This is a genomic window from Streptomyces sp. NPDC051211, from assembly GCF_040689505.1.
GTDB lineage: Bacteria > Actinomycetota > Actinomycetes > Streptomycetales > Streptomycetaceae > Streptomyces.
The window spans coordinates 579,108-604,224 of record NZ_JBFBAV010000001.1 but is presented as its reverse complement, the minus strand read 5'-3'; the positions used below and the strand labels follow the sequence as shown (position 1 = coordinate 604,224).

At 69.1% G+C, this 25,117-nt stretch carries 24 protein-coding genes and 1 pseudogene; 8 read left to right on the top strand and 17 right to left on the bottom strand.

The features are described from left to right. Positions 1-13: 13 nt before the first annotated feature. The 4 genes from AB0447_RS02895 to AB0447_RS02880 form a co-directional block, all read right to left on the bottom strand. A complete protein-coding gene (locus AB0447_RS02895; RefSeq protein WP_366474629.1) occupies positions 14-1,228 on the bottom strand; it encodes a glycosyltransferase in 1,215 nt (404 codons plus the stop codon). Positions 1,229-1,321: 93 nt separating this feature from the next. Next, positions 1,322-2,128: a VOC family protein gene (locus AB0447_RS02890; RefSeq protein ID WP_366474628.1), complete on the bottom strand. Its 807-nt coding sequence runs from the start codon at positions 2,126-2,128 to the stop codon at positions 1,322-1,324. 64 nt (positions 2,129-2,192) lie between these two features. Then, entirely contained in the window at positions 2,193-2,783 is a 591-nt protein-coding gene (locus AB0447_RS02885; RefSeq protein WP_366474627.1) for a dihydrofolate reductase family protein, read from the bottom strand. Positions 2,784-2,808: 25 nt separating this feature from the next. Further along, the gene (locus AB0447_RS02880; protein WP_366474626.1) at positions 2,809-3,810 is read right to left on the bottom strand and encodes a GNAT family N-acetyltransferase; all 1,002 of its coding nucleotides are present in this window, start codon (positions 3,808-3,810) and stop codon (positions 2,809-2,811) included. Between the two features lie 124 nt (positions 3,811-3,934). Here AB0447_RS02880 and AB0447_RS02875 point away from each other — a divergent pair, with 124 nt between their 5' ends. After that, entirely contained in the window at positions 3,935-6,649 is a 2,715-nt protein-coding gene (locus AB0447_RS02875) for an AAA family ATPase (RefSeq protein WP_366474625.1), read from the top strand. A gap of 10 nt (positions 6,650-6,659) precedes the next feature. On the opposite strand, the gene sigJ is transcribed toward AB0447_RS02875, so the two are convergent. Next, entirely contained in the window at positions 6,660-7,607 is a 948-nt protein-coding gene (gene sigJ, locus AB0447_RS02870; protein WP_366474624.1) for an RNA polymerase sigma factor SigJ, read from the bottom strand. 104 nt (positions 7,608-7,711) lie between these two features. Here sigJ and AB0447_RS02865 point away from each other — a divergent pair, with 104 nt between their 5' ends. Next, positions 7,712-8,110: a hypothetical protein gene (locus tag AB0447_RS02865; RefSeq protein ID WP_366474623.1), complete on the top strand. Its 399-nt coding sequence runs from the start codon at positions 7,712-7,714 to the stop codon at positions 8,108-8,110. A gap of 38 nt (positions 8,111-8,148) precedes the next feature. Here the strand turns inward: AB0447_RS02865 and AB0447_RS02860 are convergent, their stop codons facing one another. From AB0447_RS02860 to AB0447_RS02850, 3 genes are all read right to left on the bottom strand, one after another. Continuing rightward, complete coding sequence (locus AB0447_RS02860; protein WP_366474622.1) at positions 8,149-9,369, bottom strand: HTTM domain-containing protein; 1,221 nt, start codon at positions 9,367-9,369, stop codon at positions 8,149-8,151. Then, complete coding sequence (locus tag AB0447_RS02855) at positions 9,359-10,099, bottom strand: DUF5819 family protein (RefSeq protein ID WP_366474620.1); 741 nt, start codon at positions 10,097-10,099, stop codon at positions 9,359-9,361. The genes AB0447_RS02860 and AB0447_RS02855 overlap by 11 nt, the downstream gene beginning before the upstream one ends. Positions 10,100-10,211: 112 nt before the next feature. Beyond that, positions 10,212-11,444: an ice-binding family protein gene (locus tag AB0447_RS02850; RefSeq protein ID WP_366474678.1), complete on the bottom strand. Its 1,233-nt coding sequence runs from the start codon at positions 11,442-11,444 to the stop codon at positions 10,212-10,214. Between the two features lie 425 nt (positions 11,445-11,869). Between AB0447_RS02850 and AB0447_RS02845 the strand changes: the two genes are divergently transcribed. The 3 genes from AB0447_RS02845 (at position 11,870) to AB0447_RS02835 (ending at position 13,969) form a co-directional block, all read left to right on the top strand. Next, positions 11,870-12,307 (top strand): hypothetical protein, encoded by a 438-nt coding sequence (locus tag AB0447_RS02845; protein ID WP_366474619.1) that lies wholly within the window; start codon positions 11,870-11,872, stop codon positions 12,305-12,307. A 261-nt stretch (positions 12,308-12,568) separates the two neighbouring features. Continuing rightward, positions 12,569-13,351 (top strand): ribonuclease BN, encoded by a 783-nt coding sequence (locus tag AB0447_RS02840; RefSeq protein ID WP_366474618.1) that lies wholly within the window; start codon positions 12,569-12,571, stop codon positions 13,349-13,351. 222 nt (positions 13,352-13,573) lie between these two features. Beyond that, positions 13,574-13,969: a hypothetical protein gene (locus AB0447_RS02835; protein ID WP_366474617.1), complete on the top strand. Its 396-nt coding sequence runs from the start codon at positions 13,574-13,576 to the stop codon at positions 13,967-13,969. A 6-nt stretch (positions 13,970-13,975) separates the two neighbouring features. Here AB0447_RS02835 and AB0447_RS02830 read toward each other — a convergent pair whose 3' ends face one another. Further along, a complete protein-coding gene (locus tag AB0447_RS02830; RefSeq protein WP_366474616.1) occupies positions 13,976-14,542 on the bottom strand; it encodes a GNAT family N-acetyltransferase in 567 nt (188 codons plus the stop codon). A 280-nt stretch (positions 14,543-14,822) separates the two neighbouring features. Beyond that, a complete protein-coding gene (locus AB0447_RS02825; protein ID WP_366474614.1) occupies positions 14,823-15,299 on the bottom strand; it encodes a hypothetical protein in 477 nt (158 codons plus the stop codon). Positions 15,300-15,414: 115 nt separating this feature from the next. Between AB0447_RS02825 and AB0447_RS02820 the strand changes: the two genes are divergently transcribed. Next, complete coding sequence (locus tag AB0447_RS02820) at positions 15,415-15,921, top strand: hypothetical protein (RefSeq protein WP_366474613.1); 507 nt, start codon at positions 15,415-15,417, stop codon at positions 15,919-15,921. Between the two features lie 10 nt (positions 15,922-15,931). Here AB0447_RS02820 and AB0447_RS02815 read toward each other — a convergent pair whose 3' ends face one another. From AB0447_RS02815 to AB0447_RS02785, 7 genes and pseudogenes are all read right to left on the bottom strand, one after another. Beyond that, entirely contained in the window at positions 15,932-16,771 is an 840-nt protein-coding gene (locus tag AB0447_RS02815) for an IS5 family transposase (protein WP_366474612.1), read from the bottom strand. Positions 16,772-17,019: 248 nt separating this feature from the next. After that, a pseudogene (locus tag AB0447_RS02810) lies at positions 17,020-17,109 on the bottom strand (NUDIX hydrolase); the annotation flags it as partial. Positions 17,110-17,260: 151 nt separating this feature from the next. Beyond that, positions 17,261-17,599, bottom strand: coding sequence for a MerR family transcriptional regulator (locus AB0447_RS02805; RefSeq protein ID WP_366474611.1), 339 nt, complete (start codon positions 17,597-17,599; stop codon positions 17,261-17,263). A 938-nt stretch (positions 17,600-18,537) separates the two neighbouring features. Continuing rightward, complete coding sequence (locus AB0447_RS02800; protein ID WP_366474609.1) at positions 18,538-18,849, bottom strand: SCO5918 family protein; 312 nt, start codon at positions 18,847-18,849, stop codon at positions 18,538-18,540. 48 nt (positions 18,850-18,897) lie between these two features. Then, entirely contained in the window at positions 18,898-19,308 is a 411-nt protein-coding gene (locus tag AB0447_RS02795) for a CBS domain-containing protein (protein ID WP_366474608.1), read from the bottom strand. Positions 19,309-19,354: 46 nt separating this feature from the next. Next, a complete protein-coding gene (locus tag AB0447_RS02790) occupies positions 19,355-20,869 on the bottom strand; it encodes a DEAD/DEAH box helicase (protein ID WP_366474607.1) in 1,515 nt (504 codons plus the stop codon). A 309-nt stretch (positions 20,870-21,178) separates the two neighbouring features. Continuing rightward, the gene (locus tag AB0447_RS02785) at positions 21,179-21,382 is read right to left on the bottom strand and encodes a cold-shock protein (RefSeq protein ID WP_030647895.1); all 204 of its coding nucleotides are present in this window, start codon (positions 21,380-21,382) and stop codon (positions 21,179-21,181) included. Positions 21,383-21,815: 433 nt separating this feature from the next. Here AB0447_RS02785 and AB0447_RS02780 point away from each other — a divergent pair, with 433 nt between their 5' ends. Together AB0447_RS02780 and AB0447_RS02775 are read left to right on the top strand one after the other, a co-directional pair. Beyond that, positions 21,816-21,986 carry a hypothetical protein gene (locus AB0447_RS02780; RefSeq protein ID WP_366474606.1) on the top strand — a complete coding sequence of 57 codons (171 nt, stop codon included), beginning with the start codon at positions 21,816-21,818 and terminating at the stop codon, positions 21,984-21,986. 1,050 nt (positions 21,987-23,036) lie between these two features. Next, complete coding sequence (locus AB0447_RS02775; protein ID WP_366474605.1) at positions 23,037-24,749, top strand: NaeI family type II restriction endonuclease; 1,713 nt, start codon at positions 23,037-23,039, stop codon at positions 24,747-24,749. The last annotated feature ends 368 nt before the right edge of the window (positions 24,750-25,117 follow it).

Genomic DNA, 25,117 nt, shown 5'->3' with positions numbered 1-25,117 from the left:
GGAACCGGGCGGGCTACCCGGCGTCGAGCAGCAGTTTCGCGGCCACCGTCGTCCCGTCGGTGCGGATCGTGCCGGCCACGGCGGCAGCCCGCGCCCGGGTCTCCGGAGCCAGGGCCGTCCTGAGCGCGGCCGACAGAGACCCGGCGGTCGGGGCCGGACCGTCGTGGGCCGTGCCGATGCCCAGGCCGGCCACCCGGTCGGCCCAGTACGGCTGGTCCGCCCCCCGGGGCACCACCACCTGGGGCGCGCCGGCCCGGGCGGCGGTCGTCGTCGTACCGGCGCCGCCGTGGTGTACGACGGCGGCCACCCGCCGGAACAGGGCCTGGTGGTTGACCTCGCCGACGGCGAAGCAGTCGTCCTGGTCGTCGATCAGGCCGAGGTCGGCCCAGCCGCGGGAGACGACCGCGCGGCGGCCCTGTGCGCGCACCGCCTCGACGGCCACCCGGGCGAAGTCCTCCGGGGCGCTCACGGGCGTGCTGCCGAAGCCCACGTACACCGGTGGTTCGCCGGCGTCCAGGAACGCCGCCAACCCGGCCGGGAGCGGCCGCTCGTCGGGCAGGATCCACGCACCGGTCTGCACCACGTCGAGGTCCGCCGGCTGCTGCCACGGGTCCAGGACCGGGTCCGTGGCCAGCCACGGGCGGTCGGTGAAGGCGAAGTCGCGGACGTTGTCCACCGGTGGCAGGCCGACCGACGCCCGGTGGGTGTTGAGCACCTCGCCGAACATCTCGTTCGCGATCCGGGCGTCCAGGTCCCACAGGGCCCGGTTGTCGGTCACGTCCGCCGGCAGCGGCCGGCCCCGCCGCGCCGGCGGCCGCCGGTACGGCGACGGAAGGACGACCGGCTGGTGGCTCACGTGCACGTAGCGGATGCCCATTTTCTCGGCCACCGACCGCGCGCCGGCCGTGACCGGCAACGGGCCGGTCGCCAACAGCGCATCACACCCCTCGGCCGCCGCGGCGACCGTGTCGAACTGCGCGGCCATCAACTCGGCCACACGCTGCGCCAGGCCCACCGCCGACCCCGGCGTCACCGAGGTCACCAGCGGACGCACCGGCCGGCCGGCCGGCACCAGCGGCACACCGGCCTCGGCCAGCCGCTCCGCGAACTCCTCGTCAGGCGGCGCGCACACCCTCGCCTCCGCGCCCAGTTCCCGCAACCGCACGGCGAGTCCCGCCATCGGCTCCACGCTCCCGCGCGACCCGTACGTCGACAACACCACACGCATTTCGCCACTCCCATGTCCGCAGGTTCCGGCCCACGCCGTTGATCCTTCCGTACGCCCCGGGTCCTTTCGCAGGCCCCCGGTGCACCCCTCGGGTCACCGGGCCCAGGGGAGTTCGCGGGTGCCCTCGGTGCCGGGAACGGAGGCGACTCCGTCGGAACGCATCGAGACGTGGGCCTCGGCCCGCTCCGGGGCGTGGACCCGGCGGACCAGGTCCGGCGGCAGGACCAGGGTCTGGCCGGCCGAGACCTTCTCGGTACGGCCGTCGCAGGTCACCTCCAGGGCGCCCGCGGTGACCGTCCAGACCTGTTCACGGCTGATGGAGTGCTCTGGGCCGCTCGCACCGGCGTCCATCGTGACCGTCCACGTGCTGAGTTCGGCGCTGCCGCGGCTGGGGGCCGCCAGGCCGGTCATGGTGGCGTTCGGGGAGACGGTGACGTCCTCCGGCGAGGGGGTGATCACGTGCAGGGCGGTGTCCTCGTTCAGGTCCGTGGGCTGGTTCGTGGGCTGGTCCGTGGGCTGGTCGGGGGCGGCCCATTCGACGAGCTGGACGACGACCCCGTTGGGGTCGGTCATCTGGAACAGGCGCTCGCCCCAGGGTTCTTCGCGCAGGGGCATGGTGATGGGGGCGCCTGCCGCGCGCAGCCTGGCCTCCTCGGCGGCGAGGTCGGTGACCGTGAGCGCGAGGATCAGTCCGGCCGCCTCCCGGTCCCGCTGCTCGACGGGGAGGACTTCGGTGCCCTTGCGGAGCAGAACGATGTCGACGGCGGGGCCCTCGCGGGTCAGGGAGGCGAAGCCGTCCTGGGCCATGGCCACTTCGTAGCCGAGGTGGGTGCAGAGGAACTCACGGGAGGCGTCCACGTCGGCGACGGTCAGGGACAGGGTGGTGGCAGAGACGTTCACGGCGGCTCCTCGGGAGATGTGCGCGGCGGGCAGGTCGGTCGGAAGAATCGGCAGGTCCGTCAGGTCAGTTCGCCCCGTCCGCTGACGGCAGCGCCTTGGAGAAGGTGGTGATGGTGAGGCCGGAGTCGAAGGACCGCGTGGTGGCCGGGGCGAAGTTCGCCGGGACGAAGGGGCCGTCGAACAGGGGGATGCCGGACCCGATGACGACGGGGTGGCGCTTGATGACCAGTTCGTCGATCTCGTCGCACAGGGCGGCCGCCAGCTTGCCGCCCCCGCACAGCCAGATCCCCATGCCGTCCTGCTTCTTGAGCTCGCGGACCAGCGCGACCGGGTCGTCGACGACGGTCACCGCCGGATCGGGGCTGGTGAGGGTACGGGAGACGACGTACTGCTTCAGATGGGCGTACGGGCTGGTGAACCCGGCCTTCAGGCCCGGGTCGTAGGTTCCGCGCCCCATGATGACGGTGTCGAACCGCTCGGGGGCCCGGTCGGCGATGCCCAGCGGTCCGTGGAGGGGTGTGGGCAACGTTTCGGGGAAATCGGCCAGGATCGCGGCGGCTTCCTCGCCCTCGAAGGGGAAGAAGTCGTACTGGCCGTCGGGACCGGCGATGTAGCCGTCGAGGGTGGCGGCGATGTAGTAGGTCAGCTTGCGCAAGGGCAACTCGTTTCTTCGTGGAGGATCAGGCTGTGGGCAGGTCGAGCTGGAACTCGCGGGTGCGCCGGTAGGAGCGGAAGCCCAGCTCTCGGTTGACCGCGAGCATGTGGACGTTATCCTCGGCGTTGTCGGTCTCGATCTCGAGGACATGGGGGTACTCGGCGCGCAGCCGGTGCACCATGGCCGCCTTCAGCCACAGCCCCAGACCGTGGCCGCGGTGCGCGGGCACGACCGCGGTGTCGTACTGCTGCACCCGTGGCGGCGTGCCCTGCGGGAGCAGGATCTCGGTGTAGCCGGCCATCGTGCCGTCGTCGTGGACGGCGGCGATGGTCAGCAGGGTGTCCCCGCGGTCGGCGACCACCTTGGCCATGGCCCGCACGCGGTCGGCGTCCCAGTCCACGCTGCCGTAGTCCAGGTCTCCGACGGGCATGTCGTTCATCGCGTTCTTGGCCGCGGCGAAGGCGTCGGCGAGGTCGTCGGGCACCGTGCCGGTCCAGCCGGTCAGCCGGTAGCCGGGGTGCTCGGCCTTGCTGAGCCGGAGGATCCCGGCCTCGTCCACCTGGTCGAAGCGCAGGATCAGGTGGTCCAGGGCCAGGGCCTGCCGGAAGCCCCACCGCTCGGCGAAGGCTTCCCCCGGGCTGTCGGCCGAGGCTTCGGCGATCAGGCTGCGCCGGCTCTCGGTGCGGCAGGCCGCCACGGCCGCCGACAGCAGCAGCGAGCCGGCCCCCTGGCGCCGGTGCGCGGGATCGACGTGGAGTTCCAGTTCGGCCAGGTGATCCCGGCCCGGGGAGGCGAACAGCCGCAGCCCCGCGACCCCGACGGGGACGCCGTCCGCCCCGGCGGCCAGCCAGGTCAGCCGGTGGCTGTCCAAGGTGGGCTTGGTGAGCTGGGCGTGGATCTGCCCGGGACCGGGCGGCGGTACGTCCGGCAGGTCGTGGGCCATCGAGGCGGCGACGACCTGGTGCCAGGCGGCGGCTTCGGTGACCGAGATGCGGTGCAGTGGAGTGAGGTGGATGTGCTCGGACAAGGCGGCTCCTGCGTCGTGGTGATCGAACTGACCTGAAGGTATGGGGGGCTGATGGCCCGGCACATCGGTCGGCATGACGTAACGGGATGATCGCGAGCGCGAGAGCGTTAGGTAGGTTTACTCCATGCTGTACGGGCGGGGGACCGAGCAGGACCGGATACACCAGTTGCTCATCTGTGCCCGAGAGGGCACGAGCAGCGCGCTGGTGATCCACGGCGAGGCCGGAATCGGCAAGACGGCACTGCTGGGGTACGCGGCCGAAGCCGCCGGCCCCGGGCGTGTGGTGCGGACCGTGGGCATCGAGTCCGAGATGGAGCTGGCCTTCGGCGGCCTGCACCAGCTGCTGCGCCCCGTCACCGGTCACCTCGACCGGTTGCCCGGGCCGCAGGCCGCCGCCCTGAAGGCGGTGTTCGGGCTGTCCGGCGAAGCGGTGGGGGACCGGTTCACCCTGGGGACGGCGGTGCTGACGCTCCTGTCGGAGGCCGCGGGAGGCAGCCCTCTCCTGTGCGTGATCGACGACTCCCAGTGGCTGGACCGGGCATCCCTGGACGCCTTGACCTTCGCCGCCCGCCGGCTCCATGCCGAGGGCGTGGTGATGCTGTTCGGCGTACGTGACGGTGTGCCCGGCGGGCAGATCACCGGCCTGCCGAGCCTGAGGCTGCAGGGCATCGACTCCGCGGCCGTCGACGCCCTCCTCTCCGACCGCGTCGCCGACCTGTCGCCCTACGCACGGGACCGGATCGTCGAGCAGGCCCAGGGCAACCCGCTGGCGCTGCTGGAACTGCCCGCGGCCCTCACCGCCGAACAGCGCGCCGGCCAGCTGAACCCGGTCACCCTGCCCGCCGGGCTGTCCTCGCCCGCCAGCCGGATCCAGGAGGCCTTCCGGGAGCAGATCCGCCGGCTGCCCGATGCCACCCGGGCGATGCTGCTGGTGGCCGCCGCCGACGACTCGGGCGACCTCGACCTCGTCCTGCGGGCATCGAGCCGGTTCGGCGCCACCCTCGACGACCTGGAGCCGGCCGAACGCGCCACGCTCGTCCTGCTGACCCAGGACGCCCTGTCCTTCCGCCACCCCCTCATCAGGTCGGCCACCTACCAGGACGCCGCCCTGGCCCGGCGTCTCGCGGCCCACCGGGCGCTGGCCGACGAGTTGGACGGGGAGCTGAGCGGCGAGCAGCACGCCGACCGCCGGGCCTGGCACCTGGCCGCCGCCACGACCGGAACCGACGAGGACGTCGCCGACGCGATGGTGGGCGTCGCGCAAAGGGCCGGGGGCCGGCAGGGGACGGCCTCGGCCTCGGCCGCGTACGAACGCGCGGCGCAGCTCACCGCAGCTCCGGCCCGGCGCGCCCGGCTGCTGGCCGCCGCGGCCATCACCTCGGCCGAGGCCGGGCAGTTCCACCGCACCGCAGCCCTGTCCGACCACATCAACGCACTCGCCCTGGACCCGGCGGTGCTCGCCGACTTCGCCCGCGTCCGGGCCATCGTCGAGCTGGACCGGGGGACGCCGCACCGGGCCACCCGCATCCTCCTCGAATGCGTGGACCGGATCGGCGTCGCTTCCGCCGATCTGGGCCCGGTACTGACCGAGGCCGTTCACACGGCACACTCCTCGGGCGACCGCACGCTGCTGGACGAAGTCGCGGCCCGGATCCCCGCCTCGCCGGACCACGCGATGGCGCGGGCGATGGCGAACCCTCTCGCCCCCGCCGGCACCACCGGAAGCCCGATCGGGCGGGCGCCGGCCGAGGACGCCGGATTCGCCGAGAGGATCCTGGCCGGGACGTACGGACAGCTCTTCGCCGACCACCGCACCGCCCTCGACAACGCCGCGGCCTGCGTACGCGACTGCCGGGCCCAGGACGTGGTCGGCTGGCTGCACACCTCGCTGTACCTCCTCGCCGAGGCCCAGACGTCCCTCGGGCTGTACGAGGAGGCCCACGCCGCCGCCACGGAGGGCCTCGCCGTCGCCGAGCAGTTCGGCCGCAACCACCGGGCGACGTACCTGCGCACGACCCTGGCGACCCTGGCCGCCCTCCGGGGGGACCGGGAGCGCTGCACCAGCCTCGGCAACACCGCTCTGGAGTACGCCGACGCCCACGGCATCGAGCTGGCCGCAGCCCACGCCCACCGGGCCCTCGGCCTCCTCGACCTCGGCCTCGGCCACGCCGAGGGCGCGCTCGCACACCTTGAGGCGGCGAGGGCCCGATTGGGGCACCCCGCTCTGTCGGCCTTTCTCCTGCCCGATCTCGCAGAGGCCGCGATACGCGCCGGGCAGCGGGACCGCGCGGCGGAGCCGGCGATCTCGCTCGCGGAATGGGCGGCGGCCGCACAGCACCCGGCGGCGGTTGCCCTCTCCCTGCGCTGCCGGGCACTGACCGGCCCGGAGGACGAGACCGAGCAGCACTTCACCACCGCCCTGAACCTGCACGACGAGGGCTCGACCCAGCCGTTCGAACGGGCCCGCACCGAGCTGCTGTACGGGGAATGGCTCCGCCGCGAACGGCGCCGGACCGACGCCCGCCGCCACCTCCGCACCGCACTGGAGACGTTCGAGAAGCTCGACGCCCAGCCGTGGGCGTCCCGGGCCCGGACCGAACTCCAGGCCAGCGGTGAGACCATCGACCCCGACAGCCTCCCGAACGCGCTGCTCGGCCGGCTCAGCCCGCAGGAACGGGAAGTCGTGCGACTCGCCGCCACGGGCGCCACCAACCGCGAGATCGCCGCCCAGCTCTTCCTGAGCCCCCGCACGGTCGGACACCACCTCTACCGCGCCTTCCCCAAGCTCGGCATCACCTCCCGCACGGAGCTCCACCAGGTCCTCGGCCGAGATCACTGACCCGGCAGAGCTAGCGGTTCCCGTTCCACGGACGGAGCTTCTCCGGGTTGCGGACCGCCCAGATGCGACCGATGCGGCCGCCGGCGAGGCCGAACGCCGCCACGGTCACGGTGACGCCGGAGTGCTCGGCGACCAGGCCGGGCCGGCCGTTGACCGTCCGCTCCAGGAGCGTCAGCCCGGGGGCCTTGTCGGCGATGTGGATCAGGTACTGGGCGATGCGGGCGCTGCCCTCGACCGGGCGGAGGACGGTGCCGACCAGGCCGCCGCCGTCGGCGGTCATCGTGGCGTCGGGGTCGAGGAGGCCGACGAGGGCCTCGATGTCCCCGGCCTCCCACGCCTCCTTGAAATGCCGCACCAGACCGGCCTGCCCGGCCGTCGCAACCGCCGGAGCCTGCGCGGCGCGGACACGCCGACGGGCCGAGGACGCCAGCTGCCGGCAGGCCGCGGGCGTCCGGCCCACGATCTCGGCGACCTCGGCGAAGGGGTACCGGAAGACGTCGTGGAGGATGAACGCCACGCGTTCGGCCGGCGTCATCGACTCCAGTACGACGAGGAAGGCCATGTTCACCGACTCGTCCAGGGTGACCTGGTCGGCGGGGTCGGCCGGCCCGGCGCTGCCGCCGCCCGCCGGCCCGCCGAGCCACTCCGTACGGTCGGGCAGCGGCTCGGGTATCCATTCGCCGACGTAGCGTTCGCGCCGTACCCGCGCCGAGCCGAGCACGTCCAGGCAGATGCGGCCGGCGACCGTCGTCAGCCAGGCGCCGGGCGCCTCGATGGCCTCCTGCTGTTTCCGCGACAGCGCGTACCAGCGGGCGTAGGCCTCCTGCACGGCGTCCTCGGCCTCGGCCAGTGAACCGAGCAGCCGGTAGGCGAGATTGATCAGCTGGCGCCGCTCACCGACGATCGCGCCCAGACCCGGCCCGGACCGGTCGTGCCCTGGCTCGGACGGGGTGCTCATCGCGATCACCCGCCCTCCGCCTCACATTTCGGGGACCTACGTCGTCGGACCACCGAGACACTACCGATCCACCGCCGCGAGGCAGAAAAAAGGGGGGCCACGTCATGGCCGCACAGACGACGGCAGTACCGCGCCGACTCACATTCCTTCAATTCGCGATCGCCCTGCAGACCTTGTCGCTCCTCTTCCAGGCGGTCACCGCCGGAATGCTGCTCTCCTCGGCCCACGGCGCAGTGCTGCACGACGTCGGATCGCGCGTGATGTACGGCGCGTCCATGCTGTACGTCCTCGCCGCGATCCTGGCATGGCGGCCGGCCGGCGGCTCCCCCCGCCCCATCCTGTACGCATCCGGCTTCCTCGTGCTCGCTTCGGCACAGGTGGCCCTGGGCATCGCCCACCTCCCGTCGCTCCATGTCCCCCTGGGCGTCCTGATGTTCGCCCTGAGCCTGCTGGCCCTGGCCCGGCCACTGCTCACCCGCATATCGAAGCGCTCAAGCCGCTGAGCAGTTGTGGCCCGCACCCCGACAGGCGATGGTGCTGCTCAGCTCTGGTCGGACGCGAGCCCGGCGGCCGGCGCGGTGTCTTTCCGTGCAGGAGTGGGTCGATGGTTGGAACCGGGTACGCCGGGCCTGCCCTGCGAAGGTACGGAGCCGACTCGCGCCGCTCGGCCGGGTGCCGGCCGCCACATCCCTGTTCGCCGTGTTGCGCGTCGCCACAGGTGGGGCAGGAAGGCGTAGAAGCGGTCGGGAAGGAACACGGCGTCCGCAACGATCATCGCGCCGGAGAAGAGGGGCAGGCCCAAGAGCACTGCGATACCGATGTGCATGCCCAGCAGCACGGCCAGAACGGGATACTTGAGCCTGCCGAAGAGCACGAACGGGAAGGCCACCTGCAAGAGCACCGTCACGTAGCTGGCGATCGCGATCACCATCGGGTACTCGTCCACGAGGTGGGAGAGTGCGGGCCAGGGCTGGAAGAGTTCGAGGTTCAGCGCGTAGTGGAGGGCGGTGCCGCCGCCCCAGGTCGGGCCCTGGATCTTGTACAGGCCGGCCGATCCGTAGAGGAAGCAGACCTGTGCCGCGATGACGAAGATGCCGCAGTTGTGCACCACCGTGGTCAAGGTGATGCGGGCCTCGCGGAGTTGTTGTGCGTAGAAGCCCCTCCGCGGCTCCGGTGCATTGCCCGCACGAGCTGTCTTGAGCCGGGTTCTGCGTGCGTCCAGGGACCAGCGCCGGCCGCAGGCCGTGAGGACGAGGTAGAGGGCCATCAGCAGGATCAGGTTGTCGCCCCCATCCGTCATGAAGATCGATCTGGCATGGAACGAGGTCACCATGACGGCGAAGAGGACGGACATGGCGCGGGTCCGCCAGCCCAGCATGAACAGCGCGGACGTGACGAGGGCCATCACGTAGCAGAGTTCGAAGTAGGCGCGGCTGTCGGACAGGATCAGGATGCTGTTCCAGCCCGTCTGGTCGAAGAGCTGTTGTGCCAGCGCCGGTGTCCAGGGGGAGTTGGGGCCCCAGATCTCGTCACGGTGCGGGAACTCGCGCAGCAGGAAGATCAGGTAGAGCAGCCCGTAGCCGATGCGCAGAACCGACGCGGCGTACAGGGACATCGGCCGGTCGGTGAGAAGTGCCCACAGGGCACCGATGCGGTCGAGGAGCCACCGGTGGGCTGTGCCGGCGACCGAAGTCCCTTGGGCAACAGGTCGGTGCGGCGTGGCCGCCGTGGAAGGGAGCTGGGGGATCTGCTCATTTCCCATGGGGGGTCACCTTCCACCAGGGCAGGAGCCGGTCCTCGGTGGGTGCCGGCGGGCGGTTCCCGGCCGCTGTGCCGGGCGCAGCGACGGGCAGCGTGACGACCCGAAGCTGAACGAAGTCGAAGGTGCCACCGTCGTTGTGGGCGGCGACGCGGTCCGCGGCGATGTTGCGCAGATACTTCTGCAACATCACGGCCCGTTCCGAGCGTGCCGTGTCGCTTCCTCCGTGTGCCTCGACATAAGAGGTCCAGGCGCGGCGCAGAAGGTTCTGAGACGTATGGCTCGGAAATGCATTGTGCTCGACTGCGGAAAAGTCGACGGCAGCCAGGTCGAACCAGGGGCTCACCCGCATCGACCCGTTGGAGCCGGTGTGCGCGGTTCTCGCCAGGATTTTCCGGTTGAAGGAGTCGGGGTCCGGGGCGAAGAGTCGCCAATTCTGTTCGAAGAGCGGGTACACCCATCCGTTGACCTGTGAGCTGTACCTCTTCGATACAGGGTTGGAGGGGGCTACATGAAGGAACACGATGACGACATGCGCCAGAGTCGTCACCAGACAGAGGGCTACAGCGGTGTGCAGTCCTGCTTTCAGCGCACGAACGCCCATGGGCCGGTTAACCGGCCTGACCGGTTCGTCATGACGCTGCTGGGGGACCGGACCGGAATCGGACTGATGAAGTTCCTTCACGCCCGCTGATTCAATTCCGCTCGACACCGCCCACCCGGTCTTTCTCATGTCTGCTGTTCGCCTGAGGTCTCTGCGACCCTCACCGACGGCGCGCGGCGGATTCGACGAGGATTCCGCCGCGCGCCGTCATCCGATGAACGGGCTCCGTGCAGCCTGCTGCCTAGCCCTCGTGGCCTTCGTGGCCTTCGTGACCCTCGTGGCCCGCGGGCTTGTCGCCGTAGCCGTAGTGCTCGCCGGGCTTCCAGTCGTGACCGTGGTCGTGGCCCGGCTTACCGTGTCCCTCGGCGTGCCCATCGCCCGGCCTGCCGTGGTCCGGCCTGCCGTGGTCATCTCCCGGCCTGACGCCGTGGTCCGGGCGGCCGCCGTGGTCCGGCCCGCCGTGCTGACCAACGTTGCCGGTGACGATCCCGCCGGTCGTGTTCCCGCCGATCGTGTTGCCGCTGACCTTGTTCCCGGCCGTGTTGCCCGCGGTGTTTCCGGAGGTGTTGCCGGAGATGTTCCCCGAGGTGCCGCCGGTCACGAGGCCGACGCCCGTTCCGCCCAGGAGGCCACCACCGATCAGACCCACGGTCGTGCCGGTCGTCGATCCGGCGGTCGGCGTTCCGGGGGCTGCGCCGGAGGTCGCGCCAGTGGTCACGCCAGTCGTTGTTCCACCGGTAGCGCACCCACCCAGGAAGATCCTGTTGGTGTCGAGCGTCACGGAACCGTTACGGGCCAATGCCCGGCCCTCGATGTTCGTCCCCGTGGTGACGCTGATCGAGGTCAGAGCCATGATGGTGCCCACGAAGGTGGAGGTGGTGCCGAGGGTGGCCGAGCTACCGATCTGCCAGTACACGTTGCACGCCGAAGCGCCGTTCGTGAGGAGCACCCGGCTATTGGATGCCGTCGTCAGGGCTTCAGGGATCTGGAACACCCAGACGGCGTTGGGGTCTCCACCGGCGTCCAGGATCAGGTCGCCGGTGAGTCCGACACCGGCGACAGCGGTGTGGACGCCCGGAAGCAGCGTCTGGCCGGCGCCGATTCCCGCCGGAAGCGCGAAGTCCGTGGCCTGGCCCGCAGCGTTGTTGTACGCCTGGACCAGGTCCGACTTGGCCCGAAGTGCCACAGCGTCCGCAGCGTGCACGGCGCCGAGCACCAAGCCGGGCGGGAATCCGGAGATGGCTGGGTTCGGGTGCGTCCCGAGGTCTTGACCGATCACGGAGGGTCCGGTGTTGGTAACACCCTGACCTGCCAGAACGGAAAAACTGGCGGCTGTGGCCAGAGGCACGGGTGTCGCGATGGCCAGCGCCTGCGTCGGCAATCCGGCGACCATTACAGCGGCAACCGTTACGGCGACGGTCGAGGCCAGCCAGCCGGACAGAGTGCGGCGAGCCGCTTGGATTTTCAGCTTCATCAAGAGGCCATTTCCTGTTGGGGGCCGTGACATGCCGGGCTCTACCGATCGTCCGGGGAGCCCTGGTGCTGTCGCTGAATATTACGCAGGAAATTTCGCGGGCCAGCAATAAGCAAGGGTGGAGGGGGGATTAATACAAGCAGATTCGACGACGCAAAACGCGATGAAAATAGTCAAATTCATATTGTCGATTATCTGGCATTCCCCCGAATGGGCAGAGCTCGGTTAACTCACAAGAGGCAGCACCGCACACCTGCCCAATAAATCCAACCCCGGCGCACGCGGAGATGTGACGCCAGTCAGGTGATCTCGCGAACCCCGCGGAGACGGGCGTGGCGGCCAGTCGGATCCGACCTTTGGCGGTGGCTTCCCGGGCAGGACGGTCCTACGGTGGAGAGAAAGCGAGCAGACCTCTGGAGCGCGCCATGCTCGTCATCCTCGGACTCGTTCTTCTGATCGCCGCGCTGGTCGTCGGTGTGGCCGGCGTCGTTGCCAATGGCGGCAGCGCCCATGAGCTGACCGGCGGATTCTCCGTACTCGGCTACGAGGTCACCGGCTCCACCGGCATTCTCTTCCTCTACGGCATCGTCGTCGGGGCCGTGGCCCTGCTCGGACTGAGCCTTCTTCTGGCCGGCGCCCGCCGTACCTCTCGCCGCGGCCGCGACGCACGTTCCGAAGGCACCACGCGCCGAGAGACGGCCGCTGCCGACCGAGAGACGGCCGCTGCCGACCAGGGGCGGGAAGACGTCGTGGACCCGCGGGACACCGCCCACCCACAGGCGACGGGTGGGCGAGCGACCGACCCGGACGGAGAGCACCGGAGGGGGCTCAACCCGTTCAAGCACCGATCCGAACCCCAGTAGGCCGTGGCGACCAGGTCAAAGGCAACACCTAGGAGGCCGGAGCGGAGATCAAGACCCCGGAGGTGCCAGGCATGGCCATCAGGAAGGGTGCTGCCCAGGCCGGGCCCCAAGGGCGGCGTGTGTCCAACAGCCGCGCCCCCGGCGCGGTGCGGACCATCGGCGAGCAGCCGACCGGGGCCCAGGGCCCGGAGACGCGCCCAAGTGCGCCCTAGCGAGGGCCTCCCGACCGATGCCGTGGGCCGCTCGTCTCCGTTCGGGCGCTTGCGCAGTGCGATCCGCCGCTCGCGGGCCGGGCGCAGGTGGGGGTGGGGCAGCGATATCGGCCTGTGGCAGCGTTCACTGGGATTCGCGGCACTCGGGTTCCTGACACTGGTGCCGCTGCTGATCGTCGTGTCCGCGGCCGATCCGGCGAGCGGACGCGGATTCGCGCACTGGCTGGGAGACGGGCTCGGCGTCTCGACGGCCGCCAGAGGGGAGATCGGGCATTTGTTCGCCCTGCCGGGCCAGGCGTGGCGGACCACGACGGCGTTCGGCCTCGCCGTGCTCGCAGTGTTCGGTCTGTCGTTCGGGGCGGCGGTGCAGAGCGGCTACGAGAAGATCTGGGATCTGCCCCCGGCCCGCTGGTGGGCCAGGTGGCGGCACGTGCTGTGGCTCGCCGTCCTCATCGGGATCCTCTTCCTGTCCGCGATCACACCCCTGTGGCGGGATTCCTCGGCCCGCGGGGTGGTCACGGTGCTGAGCGGCACCCTGTTCTTCTGGTGGTCCCAGCGGCTACTGCTCGGCGGCCGGGTCGCCTGGGCCACCCTGCTGCCCGGGGCGGTCGCCACCATGCTCGGGCTGCTCGGCCTCAGGCTGTTCTCCCGGCTCGTGTTCTCACCGCTGATCGCATCCAGCGCCGTCACCTACGGCCCGTTCGGAACCGTCCTGGTCATCCAGTCCTGGCTGGTCGGCGTGGGCGTCGTCGTGTACGGCGGCGCCTTGGCCGGCCGACTGCTCCACGACGAGCTCCCCCGCCTGGTACGGGCACCGAAACGGCGAGGGTGAGGCTCGTGTCGCTCCCTGCCCTCTGTCATGCGTGACGGCGTCGAGATTCATGACAAACCTCACTGTGGTCGGTGAGAACCCGCCGAAAGACTGGGGCCGTGGACAGCAGGGACCCAGCGATCTCGCGGGTGCTGCCACACGTGTCGCCCTCTCGTGTGACGAGGCCCCGGTCCAGGGCCGACGGGGGGCGGGGCGCATGACGAATACCTGGAGAGCCGGATCGTGGAGAAGGGGCCGAACACCGCCTTCGAAGTGCTGCTGGTCCTCACGGCCTTCGGGGCGGTGGCCGCGATGGTGCGACAGCCGCACCTGGTGTCGTCGTCCTCGGTCGTCCTGCGCACCGGGTTCCTCGGCGAGGTGACCGTGCCCCGCGAGTCGGTCCGGTCCGCTTCGCGGACCATGCAGACGGTGCAGGGCCGCGGACTGCGTCGGGTTCCGGGCGAGCCCGATGCCGTCGCCTGCTCCAACGGGAGCATGGTCGGCGTCCGAATCCAGCTCGACCCGTCGGCCGCCGTCGACTTGGGCAAGGCGGGGGTGGTGTACGCGGCCGCGGTCTACGTGTCCGCGGACGATCCGGCCGCACTCCTGCGCGTCATCAACCACAGTCGACAGGTCTGATTCCGATCAGCGGGAATCACGCAGATCCAGCAGCATCACGTCATGGAGGTCCGCGCCCACACCCCAGGGCCGCGCCTCGCCGATCTTGCGGTATCCCCACGCCCGGTAGGCGGCCGACGCCGCCTTGCCCGCCGGGTGGACGTTCAACAGCACCCGCTCGGCTCCGATGCCGTCGAGCAGCGTCTCGTGCAAACGCCGCGCAACACCCTGCCCGCGCCACGGTCCGCGTACGGCGAGTTCCATGAGCCCGAAGGTGCGGTGCCCGTCCTCACGCCGCATATCGTCGGGCACGGGCTCGGTCAGTTCGTCCCACCACCCCGCGTCGGGCCTGAGCGGGTAGCCGTACGCCATGCCGATCGGCCCGCCGTCCTCGTCACGGGCCAGGGCGGCGCGAAAGCCGCGGTTGCGAGCCTGCACCGGGAAGCGGCGGAAGGCGGCGGCGACGTCGTCCTCGGTCTCGTTGTAAGGAGGCTCGGCGAACGCTTCGGCGTAGACCAGCTTGAACGCGTCCCCGACCTGCACTGCACCCGATCCGTCCATGCGCTCGATCGCGATGGCCCCTTGCTGCGTCATGCGTGCCCCCCTCGAACGGTCCCCTGCTCGGCGCTCGCCACGACAATACAGAAGCCCCAGGTCGCTGACCTGGGGTTTCGTCATGGGGCGGTCGCTGCGCGGCCCTGGAGGCACGCTATCGGAGGGGAGCGGTTACCGGGGTTGCGGTACGGCGCTGCTGTACCTCCGCGCACCGTGATTGCCCGGTGTTCCCCGAAAGGAGCGCAGGCCCGGGCGACGGGCCGCACCGGCCGCGCGTGCGATGCGGGTGCCTTGATGAAGTAGGGAAACTCTTACCGCGCTATGGCCCTGTGGCTGCGAGGGTGGCGCGGTTGGCGGCAATGCGCGTTGCCAGTTCGGTGAGTGAGCACTCAATGCGGGCAGCGGCGATCGGGTCGAAGTCCGCTACCTCGGGTGCTGTGGCCAGGTAGTTGGCGGGTTCGATCCCCCATGCCTCGATCAGGCTCCAGCCGGCCTGGACCTCGGCGGTCCGTCCGTCTGCGGAGGTTACGCGTAGCCATGCCGTGCACTGGTCCGAGAAGTCGTACGGGAGGTAAACGGTGCCGCCCGCATCCTTGAGCCCGAGGATCTGCGCGTGCCATTGCTCCAGCAGACGCGCGAGCCTCGGGCCCATGCCGCCCGGGGCCTCAGGCGATCCATCGATCGCGAGGTAGTACGAGTCGCATGTGTGCCGGTGGGAGCCGATGCGCAGTCGGAGGTCGTTGTGATCCCCTCGCGTGCGGACACGATCGAAGTGCAGAGCAACGTCCGCTGCCATGAGCGTCCTCTTTCAAAGAGCGTTTTGTCCCGGTAGGGGTGTTTGAGAAGTGGCCGGTCGGCTGTCACTTCGGCTGCGTCGAGCTGACATGAGGCAGCTCTGACAAGATGACGCAATGTTCGATTTTGGCATCGCGGGCTACCAGCCGGTGTGGTTGAACCGCCGCAGTGAGGTCGTGCGGGAGCATGCGCATCGCCTGCGTGGTCTTGCCGGCCGGACTCTGACGAGAGTCTGGTTGGTCTGGGACCGTCATGACGACGAGTGGTTCTGCGACTGCCCGGTCCTGTTCGACTTCGAGGGCGAGCAGGTTGAGATCAATCATCACAAATTCGACGATCTCTCCCTCACGTGGAACGTGATCGACCCCAGTGCCCCTGTCCGGTGGCCCGGCTTCGACCTGCAGTGGCGTACCGAGCCTCTTCCCGGACTTCAGGCTCTGCGGGGCCTGTCTCTCAAAGGGGTCGACCTGCTTGAGTGGACAGGCGGGGATCTGGCTCAGGGAAACGTCGATGTCAGCTTCGTCTTCGAGGCGAGTCGGGTGACCGTCTTCAATGCTCTCGACGAGAACGGGCTGAGCTTCGCCCCGCCTGATCAGCATCAGCGGTCCCACCCGCTCCACTGAGCCTCTGGACTTAGGTATACCGCCAGTTCGGGGTGGATTCTCGCGTGAGCCTGCGGCTTATGAGGTCGATCATCGCGACGCGAATCATGGCTTCGGAGCGGTGCGGATGGGTTTCGTAGTCGCGGGCGAGGCGGCGGTGGTTCATGAGCCAGCCGAAGGTCCGCTCGACGACCCAGCGCCGGGGGATGACCTTGAAGCCCTTTTGGCCGGGGTCGCGGCGGGCGATCTCGACGTCGATGCCGAGGGTGGCACCGTGGTCGATGGCCTTGGTCCGATAGTCGGTGTCGGCCCAGGCTTTCGTCACGCGCGGATGGGCCTTGGCGATGTTCGAGAGCAGGTGGATGCCGCCGACGTTGTCGGACACACTGGCCGCGGTGACCCAGACGGCCAGCAGGAGACCCAGGGTGTCGACACCGATGTGGCGCTTGCGGCCCGCGATCTTCTTTCCTGCGTCGATGCCCTGGCCTGCGGCCGGGACATTGGCGGAGGTCTTGACGCTCTGCGCGTCCAGCACACATGCACTCGGTTCGACATTCCGGCCTTCCGCCTCCCGAACCAGCCGGCGGAGCAGTCCGTTGAGCTGGTCGAACACTCCGTCCTTTTGCCAGGCCGCGAAGTACCCGTACACGGTTTCCCACGGCGCGAAGTCGTGTGGGAGATACCGCCACGGGATCCCCGTGCGGTCGACGTAGAGGACCGCGTCCATGATCCGGCGCAGGTCATGTTCGGGCGGCCGCCCGATGTCCAGGCCCTTCCCTCTCCGCTCGGCCCTCCAGGCCGACAGAATGGGCTCGAGCAGTTTCCATCGGGCATCGGACAGGTCACTCGGATACGGCCGGCGTCGAGGCATGTTTCCGTAGTACCGGCGACCGCCACCCCGCCACAGGGCGCAAATAGGGGTGAGTAGGGGCGCCTTGGGATCAGACAGGAGCGAAAGGACCGAAACGGGCCGGCTTGTGTCGTCACCCGTCTCTCACATCACGCACGACGACAACAACCTCAGTGGCCTCAATCCAATCAGCCACCCATACGGCAGCCAAACACCCCCCGCTGGGACAAAACGCTCTTTCAGTGCGCGTTTGTGATGAGGTGCTGGCCGCCCCGGGTCGTGTCCTCGTGGACCCCGGTGAGTTCGTCCACCTCTACGTGGATGCCCGCCTTCTCCAGGACCTCGCGCCGGACGCCGGCCGGATCGCCCCGACGAAGACGCGATGAGGCAGATCGGTGCGACCGCGCATGCCTTGGCCTACATCGTCATCGCAGGCGGGGCTTCGTCACCGGGCAGCTGCTGCACTCCTTCGACGACCGAGGCTCGCCGATCCCGACGGGCATGCTCGGTTCAGGCCGCGGGCGGCGGTGCGGATGATTCGGCGGCGCGGCGGTATTCGGCGTTGATGCGCTGCGCTTCCTCGAGCTGGTCTTCGAGGATGATGATGCGGCAGGCGGCCTCGATGGGGGTGCCCTGGTCGACGAGTTCCCGGGCGCGGGCGGCGATGCGCAGCTGGTAGCGGGAGTAGCGGCGGTGGCCGCCCTCGGAGCGGAGCGGGGTGATCAGGCGGGCCTCTCCGAGAGCGCGGAGGAAGCCCTGGGTGGTGCCGAGCATGTCTGCCGCCCGGCCCATGGTGTAGGCGGGGTAATCGTCGTCGTCGAGACGGCCGAACGAGTCGTCTGCTGTCATTGAACCTCTCTCATGGAACGCGTGGAGGGGCCCTGGTGCCGTACGGCACCAGGGCCCCGAAGGAACTACTACACCATCTGTCGGCCCTGATACTGCGCCGACCCTGTGTTTCCGCCGACCCGACCGAGATGCTGCCGGGAGTGCGGGGATCGCGGTTGCTTGACCGGAGACCACCTCACTATCGATGTCCTGCGGTACCCGGGCTCAAGGCTTCCGCCCGGGCGATCCTGATGGTGCTCGGCTCCTCCGTTCTTCCCTCGATGATCAACTGCTTACTGCTGGTACTGCTCTACTGCGTACTGCTGGTGGCCTGACCCAGCGCCACTCTTCGGCAGCCAGCCCCGTCGCCCGTCCTGCGTCTGCTCTGGCTTAGAACCCCACTGCCGAACTTCCCGGCGCGCGCGCCCGCAGCCGACGCCTTCACCGAGGTGCTGCTCACTACTTCACTGCTGGGTACTGCGACCTGCACTTACTGGTACTGCCACTGCGGTACTGCTCACGGCGGCCCCTGATCACTGCGGGCCACCCGGTCCGGTCGTCAGTCCCGTCGCCGTCCTGCAACAACCCTGGCTTCGGAACTCCACCACCGCACCGTCACACGAACTGCAACTGCGGGTACTGCTGCCCGGCAGTTCGTCTCTGCCAGGCCCTGCTGTCTCTCTGGGCTACGAAAGAAACCATAACCACGCCACCGCCCAATGTCTACTCCAGCCGTCATAGATTTTCGCGCTCGCTGAGGAGAGCTAGACCTTCACGGTCGGCCCAGGATGTGTAGAGCAGCCTGCACGGCAGGTCAGGGGCTCGGGAGATTCGCCGCCGAGCGAGAAGACGGGAGGACCTGGTTCATGAGATCCCCGAGTACGCGGGAGGGCCCGACCGGCACGCGCCGGTCGGGCCCTCCTCGCTGTTCGGGAGTCGGCTCGCGCCGGTCCTGTTCGTCAGACGGTCACCGGGATGCCGAGCATCGCGGAAGCCTGCTGGAGCGGGCTGACGACGCGCGTGGGCATGGCGGCCTGGGGGAGGCCGCGGCAGGTGAACCCGAGCTGGGTCATGGCCCGGCGGACTTCACCGGCGCTGAAGTCGCGGCGGTCCTGGCGGGTGATGACCTGACCGACCTGCTTGACGGGGTAGGTACGGCGGCCGATGATCACGGACTCGCCGGTGACCTGCTCGGGCTTGACGCCCTTCATCGACTCCAGGACACCACTCTTGGTCAGGTCGAACGGGAAACGGGCGATGACACAGCGCATGTTGCCTCACAGAGGGAAGAAGGGGGAAGGTCGTGGCGCGGTGACGGTTCAGCGGGCAAGGGCGAGGACGCCCAGAGCGCTGCCTTGTTCGTCGACGACGGGCAGGGCATCGAGCCTGCGGTAGCGCATCGCGTGTTCGGGTTCGGGTTCGGCCATCGTGGTGAGGGGCGAGGTGAACGGTTGGCGGTCGCCGAGAACATCGCGAAGACGGACATGGTCGGTGTACGCCGCGCCGTCGCGGACGGCGGTGAGCTGGGCCTGGGTGACCAGCCCGGTGCACAGGCCGTCCTCGTCGCAGACGAGCAGATGACCCGCGCGGGCGCTGGCCATGACGGCCAGGGCCACCTCGACCGTCATGTCGTCACAGACCTGTGGACCGGCCGCCTCCATCGCGTCGTCCACCGTCCGGTGCACAGGGTTGGCGTTCGTCGAGCGGGGCTGCATCTGGACCAGCGTCAAAACGTGCCTCCTGCAGAGATGGGTCAGTTTCCTGATCACGTGGTGCTCAGGCCGCCGCATCGAAGGCGGACTGCCGCACGCGCACGCGCCGGTCCGTCGAAGCGGGCCGACGCCTGCCACGGGAGGCCGCGCTGCGCTTGGCGCGTTCGACGACCGGCGCGGTGATGACGACGGGGATGCCGGAGGGTGCCTGGGCGCCGGTGATGCGGTTCAGGACCTCTTCGCCCGAGCGGACCTGGTTGGTCTGCGGGGTGATGCCCGCGGCCGCCATCAGGCGGGTCATGTCGCGGCGCTGGTTCGGGGTGACGAGGGTGACGACGCTGCCGGACTCGCCGGCGCGGGCGGTGCGGCCGCCCCGGTGGAGGTAGTCCTTGGGGTCGGTGGGCGGGTCGACGTTCACGACGAGGTCGAGATTGTCGACGTGGATGCCGCGCGCCGCCACGTTGGTCGCGACCAGCACGGTCACGTGGCCGGTCTTGAACTGTGCGAGGGTCCGGGTGCGCTGCGGCTGTGACTTCCCGCCGTGCAGGGCGGCGGCTCGGACACCGCTGTTCAGCAGGTCCTGGGTCAGCCGGTCGACGGCGTGCTTGGTGTCGAGGAACATCATCACCCGGCCCTCGCGCGCCGCGATCTCCGTCGTCGTCCGGTGCTTGTCGGCGCCGTGGACGTACAACACGTGGTGCTCCATCGTCGTCACCGCACCAGCCGAGGGGTCCACCGAGTGCACGACCGGGTCGGTCAGGTAGCGACGAACCAGCAGGTCGACATTGCGGTCCAGGGTGGCCGAGAACAGCATCCGCTGCCCCTCGGGACGCACCTGGTCCAGGAGGGCGGTGACCTGCGGCATGAAGCCCATGTCGGCCATCTGGTCGGCCTCGTCGAGGACGGTGATCGCGACCTGGTTCAGCCGGCAGTCGCCCCGGTCGATGAGGTCCTTCAACCGGCCGGGCGTGGCCACGACGACCTCCGCGCCTGCGCGCAGCGCTCCGGCCTGCTTGCCGATCGACATGCCGCCGACGACCGTGGTCAGGCGCAGCTTCACGGCGCGCGCGTACGGGGTGAGGGCGTCGGTCACCTGCTGAGCCAGCTCGCGGGTGGGGACGAGGACCAGCGCCAGCGGCTGGCGGGGCTCGGCGCGCAGTCCGGCGGTGCGGGCCAGCAGCGCGAGGCCGAAGGCCAGGGTCTTGCCGGAGCCGGTGCGCCCGCGGCCGAGCACGTCACGGCCTGCGAGGGTGTTGGGCAGGGTGGCTCCCTGGATCGGGAACGGCACGCTCAGGCCCTGCGCGCCGAGGGCGGCCAGCAGCTCGGCCGGCATGTCGAGGTCGGCGAAGGCCTCGACGGCGGGCAGCGCGGGAGTGATCGTCTTCGGCAGGGCGAACTCACCTTGGACCGCGGCGGGCCGGCGGCCGTAGCCGCCCGAGCGGCTCGGGCCTCCGGAACGGCTCTGGGCCGACGAGCCGAAGCGCCTGCCCCGCTCCGAACCGGTGGCCGTGCCGAAAGCGGGGCCGCCGGTGCGGCTGCGGGTGCGAGAGGAACGGTCGTTCGTACGTGTGCGGTTCATTCAGAACCTTCCTTGATGCGGCACATATCAAGGAATTCCCGCAGCAGAAACGCAGCGCAGGGAATCACAAGAACGGGCCGAATGGAACGCGAAAGCGACTCTGGCATACAGAGATTCTGTACGGGCGCATGCGCTGAGATGGGGTGCGTCATGTGGACGCGAAACCAAGAAAAATCGAGGGGAGATGAAGCGCCGAGCAGGCTGTACCTTGCATACGTGTCCCGCAGGTGACACCACTGCGGGAAATGCGTGCAGCTGGGGCCCGCACCCCGACGGATGCGGGCCCCAGCTACGAAATGCGCGTCAGCGTCAGGCGGGAACGATGTTCTCGGCCGTCGGACCCTTCTGGCCCTGCGCGATGTCGAAGGTGACCTTCTGGCCTTCCAGCAGCTCGCGGAAACCCTGGGCGGCGATGTTCGAGAAGTGGGCGAAGACGTCGTCGCCGCCACCGTCCTGCTCGATGAAGCCGAAACCCTTTGCCGCGTTGAACCACTTCACGGTGCCAGATGCCATGTCATATCTCCTTTGGGGCAGTACACCGGCATCCGCACTGTACGGACACCGTGTCGCCGCAATGATGCCCCGCCGGAAAATGGCCCGGAAATATGAAGCACTCGAATGCGGCGCGGAGGCCGACTGGGGCGCTGGAAGTTTTTGGGTACCAAAACTGCAACCGAGATCGACAGTAGCACGCTGCAGCGGTTTGTGTGCGTTAAATATCTCCATCGTGTGCGGTGCGGAAAAACTCTCCCTGCGGGGTCCATTAAACTCTCTGACCGCGGGGATAGATATTGATTCCCCCCGAGTGCAGCGTTTCGTGAGCAAGGGCGTCCGCCAGCTGCGACGTGCAGTCCAGGGGGCGTGAGCCTGCGGCGTGAAGCCCGTCCTGCTGAGAGGCGTGGCACTCTCGTCGTGAGCACCGTTGGCGGGGAAGGTGGCGTAGGTGATGGCTGAGCTGAAGTTCGAAACCGTCGTGTGCCCGCACTGCGCGGCCTGCCCGGCCACTGGGCAGGCCCGTACCATCGCCGCAGACCGGCGCCGGGTGACGGTGACGTGGCACCTCCCTTCCTGTCCGCATTACGCCGCCGATCGCGTGTTGGCGGGGAAAGAGGACTAGGTACTCCCGTCGAGGGCCTGAGCTACCCCCCGGCCAACCGCCCCTTTTTGAATGCGAGTTGGGGCACGCGGAGGGCGCGACGAGGGCCGAGAGGTCTAGACAACGACGAAGGCCCAGGTCTGTGACCTGGGCCTTCGTTCAAGAGCGGATGACGGGAATCGAACCCGCGCTATAAGCTTGGGAATCTACTGCGCGGAGTCCACCCGAACCGTCCCTGACCTGCGTAAACAACTGCCGCCGGGCCTCTCTGGCGAGCCCTTCCGGGCCCGCATGTGACCGGTGTCGACCGTCCCTAAGGGCACGGCTGGGGCACGCCCTTCACGGGGACGCACCAAGACAAGACCGAATCGGTCCGACTGCCCGCGCGCCGGAGCTCTCGACAACTGGATGGCCCCTCAGATTGCTTCCGCAACAACGTACCCGCCCTGACCTGCGGCAGAGTCTTCAGCGAGGCGCTGTCGGCTGATTGCGCTGCCTGGCTCGTCAATCACCGGTCAGCTCCGCCCCGCGGTCAGGGTTGCGAACTGAATTTGGCCGTAGCCGGATGAGGGGTAAGTGCCTCGATGGGCGTCTAGCGGGGGCCCGTCGAATCGACAGACTCGTCCGCAGAGTGCCCTGCGTCCTCCTCCGTGTCTCTCACAGCGCGGCCGAGCCGCGTCTCGCGGCGCGGCTCGGTCTCGGTAGTTGGGGCGATGGGTGGCCGGCCGGTGCGCCAGGCCGTGTACAGGCTCGCCAAGGCGATGGTGACAGCGGCGAGGGATTCTGGCGACAGCCCCAGGGCCACCAGCGTGATCCCCGTCGCGAGCACCATGACGAAGGCGATGAGGTCCAGGACGCGGGAGCGCTGAAGCAAGGAGGGACGGCGCATTGGTACGGAATCCTCTCGGGTCGGACTGTGGTGTTCAGCCTTACCTGCTGCGCCGCCGCGCGCTACGATGTCTCAGTTCTATCTGAGAAAACTTGCCAACTATCGAGAGTAAGTAGGTCGGCATGGCGTCCCAATCGCGAGGCGGCCGACCGGCTGGTCCTCCCTCCACGGGCTCAGAAGCCGTGGACGCGCTGGTGCGGCTCCTGCTGGACATACGTAAGCATGCGGGGCTCTCAGTTGAAGACCTCCACGAACTGCTCCGATCTGGTGGGCAGCTGGGTGACCAGCTGCCCGCCAGATCGACGCTTTATCGCAAGCTGAGCGGTGCCGGGCTAATGAACGAGCGCCGCCTGGTCGAGGCAGTGATCGGGGCCTGCGTTCCGGATGAACAACGTGCTGTCGCTCTGCGGGAACGGGCCGTCGGCCTGTTGCACCAAGCCTGGTCGAAGGATGCCGAGCCGGTTCCGCCTCGGCTTGAAGCGCCCGCGACTAACGACGACGCGATGGCCGAACTAATCAAAGTTCAGAGCGCGTTGATCACCGTCCAGATCCAACTTGCAGCCGCGCTTCAGGCCGCTGCAGAGGCCGAAAAGGAGGCGGCTCGATCACGCGCGTTGGTGTCCATGCTGTTGGCGCTCGGAGCTGTAAAGGCCAATGCGATAGGGGAAGCTCCTACCTCCGGTGCTACTCCCGAGCTGCAGTCTCGCCTCGCCGATGCCGTGGCCGAGCGGGAGGAGGCACAGCAAGCGCTGCGCGCGACACAACGTCGGCTGGCTGAGGCTGAGGGGCTTCCTGCTGCTCGCACCATGGGCCCGGCGGGTTCAGACCATCCCGGTCGTCGGGAGTGGCCGACGATCCGCAGGGACTCTGCTAACTGGTCGGCTGCCGTTGCCGGCCGCGGCCAGGGGGCGGATCCGGCTGAGCTGGATACAAGCGCCTCACCCATCAGGCCTTACACGGAGCAGGGAGGGGTGTCTCTCTCGGAACGGCAGTTCCACACACCGGAGCATGACGCTGGACTGGCAGACGTCCTCGCGGAGATGCTGCGCCTCGACCCGGACGGCAGCCGTATCGGGGCCGTGATCGACGGGGCGGGACGGCACCTGCTCGATCCTGTGCACACTGGCCGCTATCTCTGGTCCCAGCTCACGAAGGTCGAGAAGACCGGCTTGGCTACCTCCGTGGGCCATCGCATTCAGCGCGAATTGGGCCTCGCCGATGGGCTGCAACTGGACTTCAGAGTGGCCGGGCATGAGGTCGACATGAGGTTCACGAGGGGGGACAACTGGATGTTTCCGCCCGAACTTCAGGGTGGTCTATGCCTGCTCGTACGGGCCGACGATGCAAGCGGTCAATGGAGCCTAGGTCTGCTGCGGGTGAGGCCCGAACTAATGCGAACTGGTTCCAATCGGGATGGCAAACGCGGGCTGAGCGCGCAGGGACGGAGCGCGATCCATTGGATCCACCGCGACATTCCCCTGCCCGAGCATGCCCTGCGGCGGCTGCCTGCTGATGTGGTGGACGCGATCTTCGCCCAGCCATCGGGGCAGGCTCGCACTGACGAGCTATTCCTGCAGGCTCAACTGACTGCAATTACGACAGCTGACCTGTCCGCTGTCACCATGCAGCTCGACGGCGTAAAGCGGGCACGGGATGCGCGGCGTAGGCTTGCCAGCCGGGGTGTGCTCGTGCTGAATGGCACGCGTTCTCAAGATCGCGAGTGGGCCTCGGCCCTCGGCTTGCCATCTCTTGCATCAGGCACCTGGATGAGTATCCGGCTCGCTCCGGCACCCCAGCACGACGACAGCCCCACAGTCACGCTTGACGGCACCCCTTGGCGCGTGGCCCGCCCGGGCGACGCCGAGACCCCGCTGCCGCCGGCTGCCCACAGCTGATGTGCGGCCCGTGGACGCCTCGCAGCAGGTCGGCGTACAGAGCCACACCGTTGTTCTCGTGCTGGGTGCGGTCACGAGGCGGAGAACGTTGCTGCGGCGTACGACGTAGCTTGCTCCCGGCGTGCCGAAAATACCTACACGGGACTGATCTTGACTGTTGTCGGGCATCGAAGGGCCATAGACGAAACGATGCTGGCCTGAGGAAGGCACCTGGCAGAGAAGGAGCTCAGCGGTGCGCTTCCCCGACGGTGGGTGCATTCGCACGGGGTGGCGTCGTGTGCGGCACGAAGGACCAGTCGTTGACCTGGGCCTTCGTTCAAGAGCGAATGACGGGAATCGAACCCGCGCTACAAGCTTGGGAAACGCTC

Coding starts and splice junctions, on each gene's coding strand:
- AB0447_RS02895 (WP_366474629.1), bottom strand. CDS start 1,228: ATGCGTGTGGTGTTGTCGACGTACGGGTCGCGCGGGAGCGTGGAGCCG.
- AB0447_RS02875 (WP_366474625.1), top strand. CDS start 3,935: ATGCTGTACGGGCGGGGGACCGAGCAGGACCGGATACACCAGTTGCTC.
- sigJ (WP_366474624.1), bottom strand. CDS start 7,607: ATGAGCACCCCGTCCGAGCCAGGGCACGACCGGTCCGGGCCGGGTCTG.
- AB0447_RS02865 (WP_366474623.1), top strand. CDS start 7,712: ATGGCCGCACAGACGACGGCAGTACCGCGCCGACTCACATTCCTTCAA.
- AB0447_RS02860 (WP_366474622.1), bottom strand. CDS start 9,369: ATGGGAAATGAGCAGATCCCCCAGCTCCCTTCCACGGCGGCCACGCCG.
- AB0447_RS02855 (WP_366474620.1), bottom strand. CDS start 10,099: ATGAGAAAGACCGGGTGGGCGGTGTCGAGCGGAATTGAATCAGCGGGC.
- AB0447_RS02850 (WP_366474678.1), bottom strand. CDS start 11,444: ATGAAGCTGAAAATCCAAGCGGCTCGCCGCACTCTGTCCGGCTGGCTG.
- AB0447_RS02845 (WP_366474619.1), top strand. CDS start 11,870: ATGCTCGTCATCCTCGGACTCGTTCTTCTGATCGCCGCGCTGGTCGTC.
- AB0447_RS02830 (WP_366474616.1), bottom strand. CDS start 14,542: ATGACGCAGCAAGGGGCCATCGCGATCGAGCGCATGGACGGATCGGGT.
- AB0447_RS02825 (WP_366474614.1), bottom strand. CDS start 15,299: ATGGCAGCGGACGTTGCTCTGCACTTCGATCGTGTCCGCACGCGAGGG.
- AB0447_RS02820 (WP_366474613.1), top strand. CDS start 15,415: ATGTTCGATTTTGGCATCGCGGGCTACCAGCCGGTGTGGTTGAACCGC.
- AB0447_RS02815 (WP_366474612.1), bottom strand. CDS start 16,771: ATGCCTCGACGCCGGCCGTATCCGAGTGACCTGTCCGATGCCCGATGG.
- AB0447_RS02805 (WP_366474611.1), bottom strand. CDS start 17,599: ATGACAGCAGACGACTCGTTCGGCCGTCTCGACGACGACGATTACCCC.
- AB0447_RS02800 (WP_366474609.1), bottom strand. CDS start 18,849: ATGCGCTGTGTCATCGCCCGTTTCCCGTTCGACCTGACCAAGAGTGGT.
- AB0447_RS02790 (WP_366474607.1), bottom strand. CDS start 20,869: ATGAACCGCACACGTACGAACGACCGTTCCTCTCGCACCCGCAGCCGC.
- AB0447_RS02785 (WP_030647895.1), bottom strand. CDS start 21,382: ATGGCATCTGGCACCGTGAAGTGGTTCAACGCGGCAAAGGGTTTCGGC.
- AB0447_RS02780 (WP_366474606.1), top strand. CDS start 21,816: ATGGCTGAGCTGAAGTTCGAAACCGTCGTGTGCCCGCACTGCGCGGCC.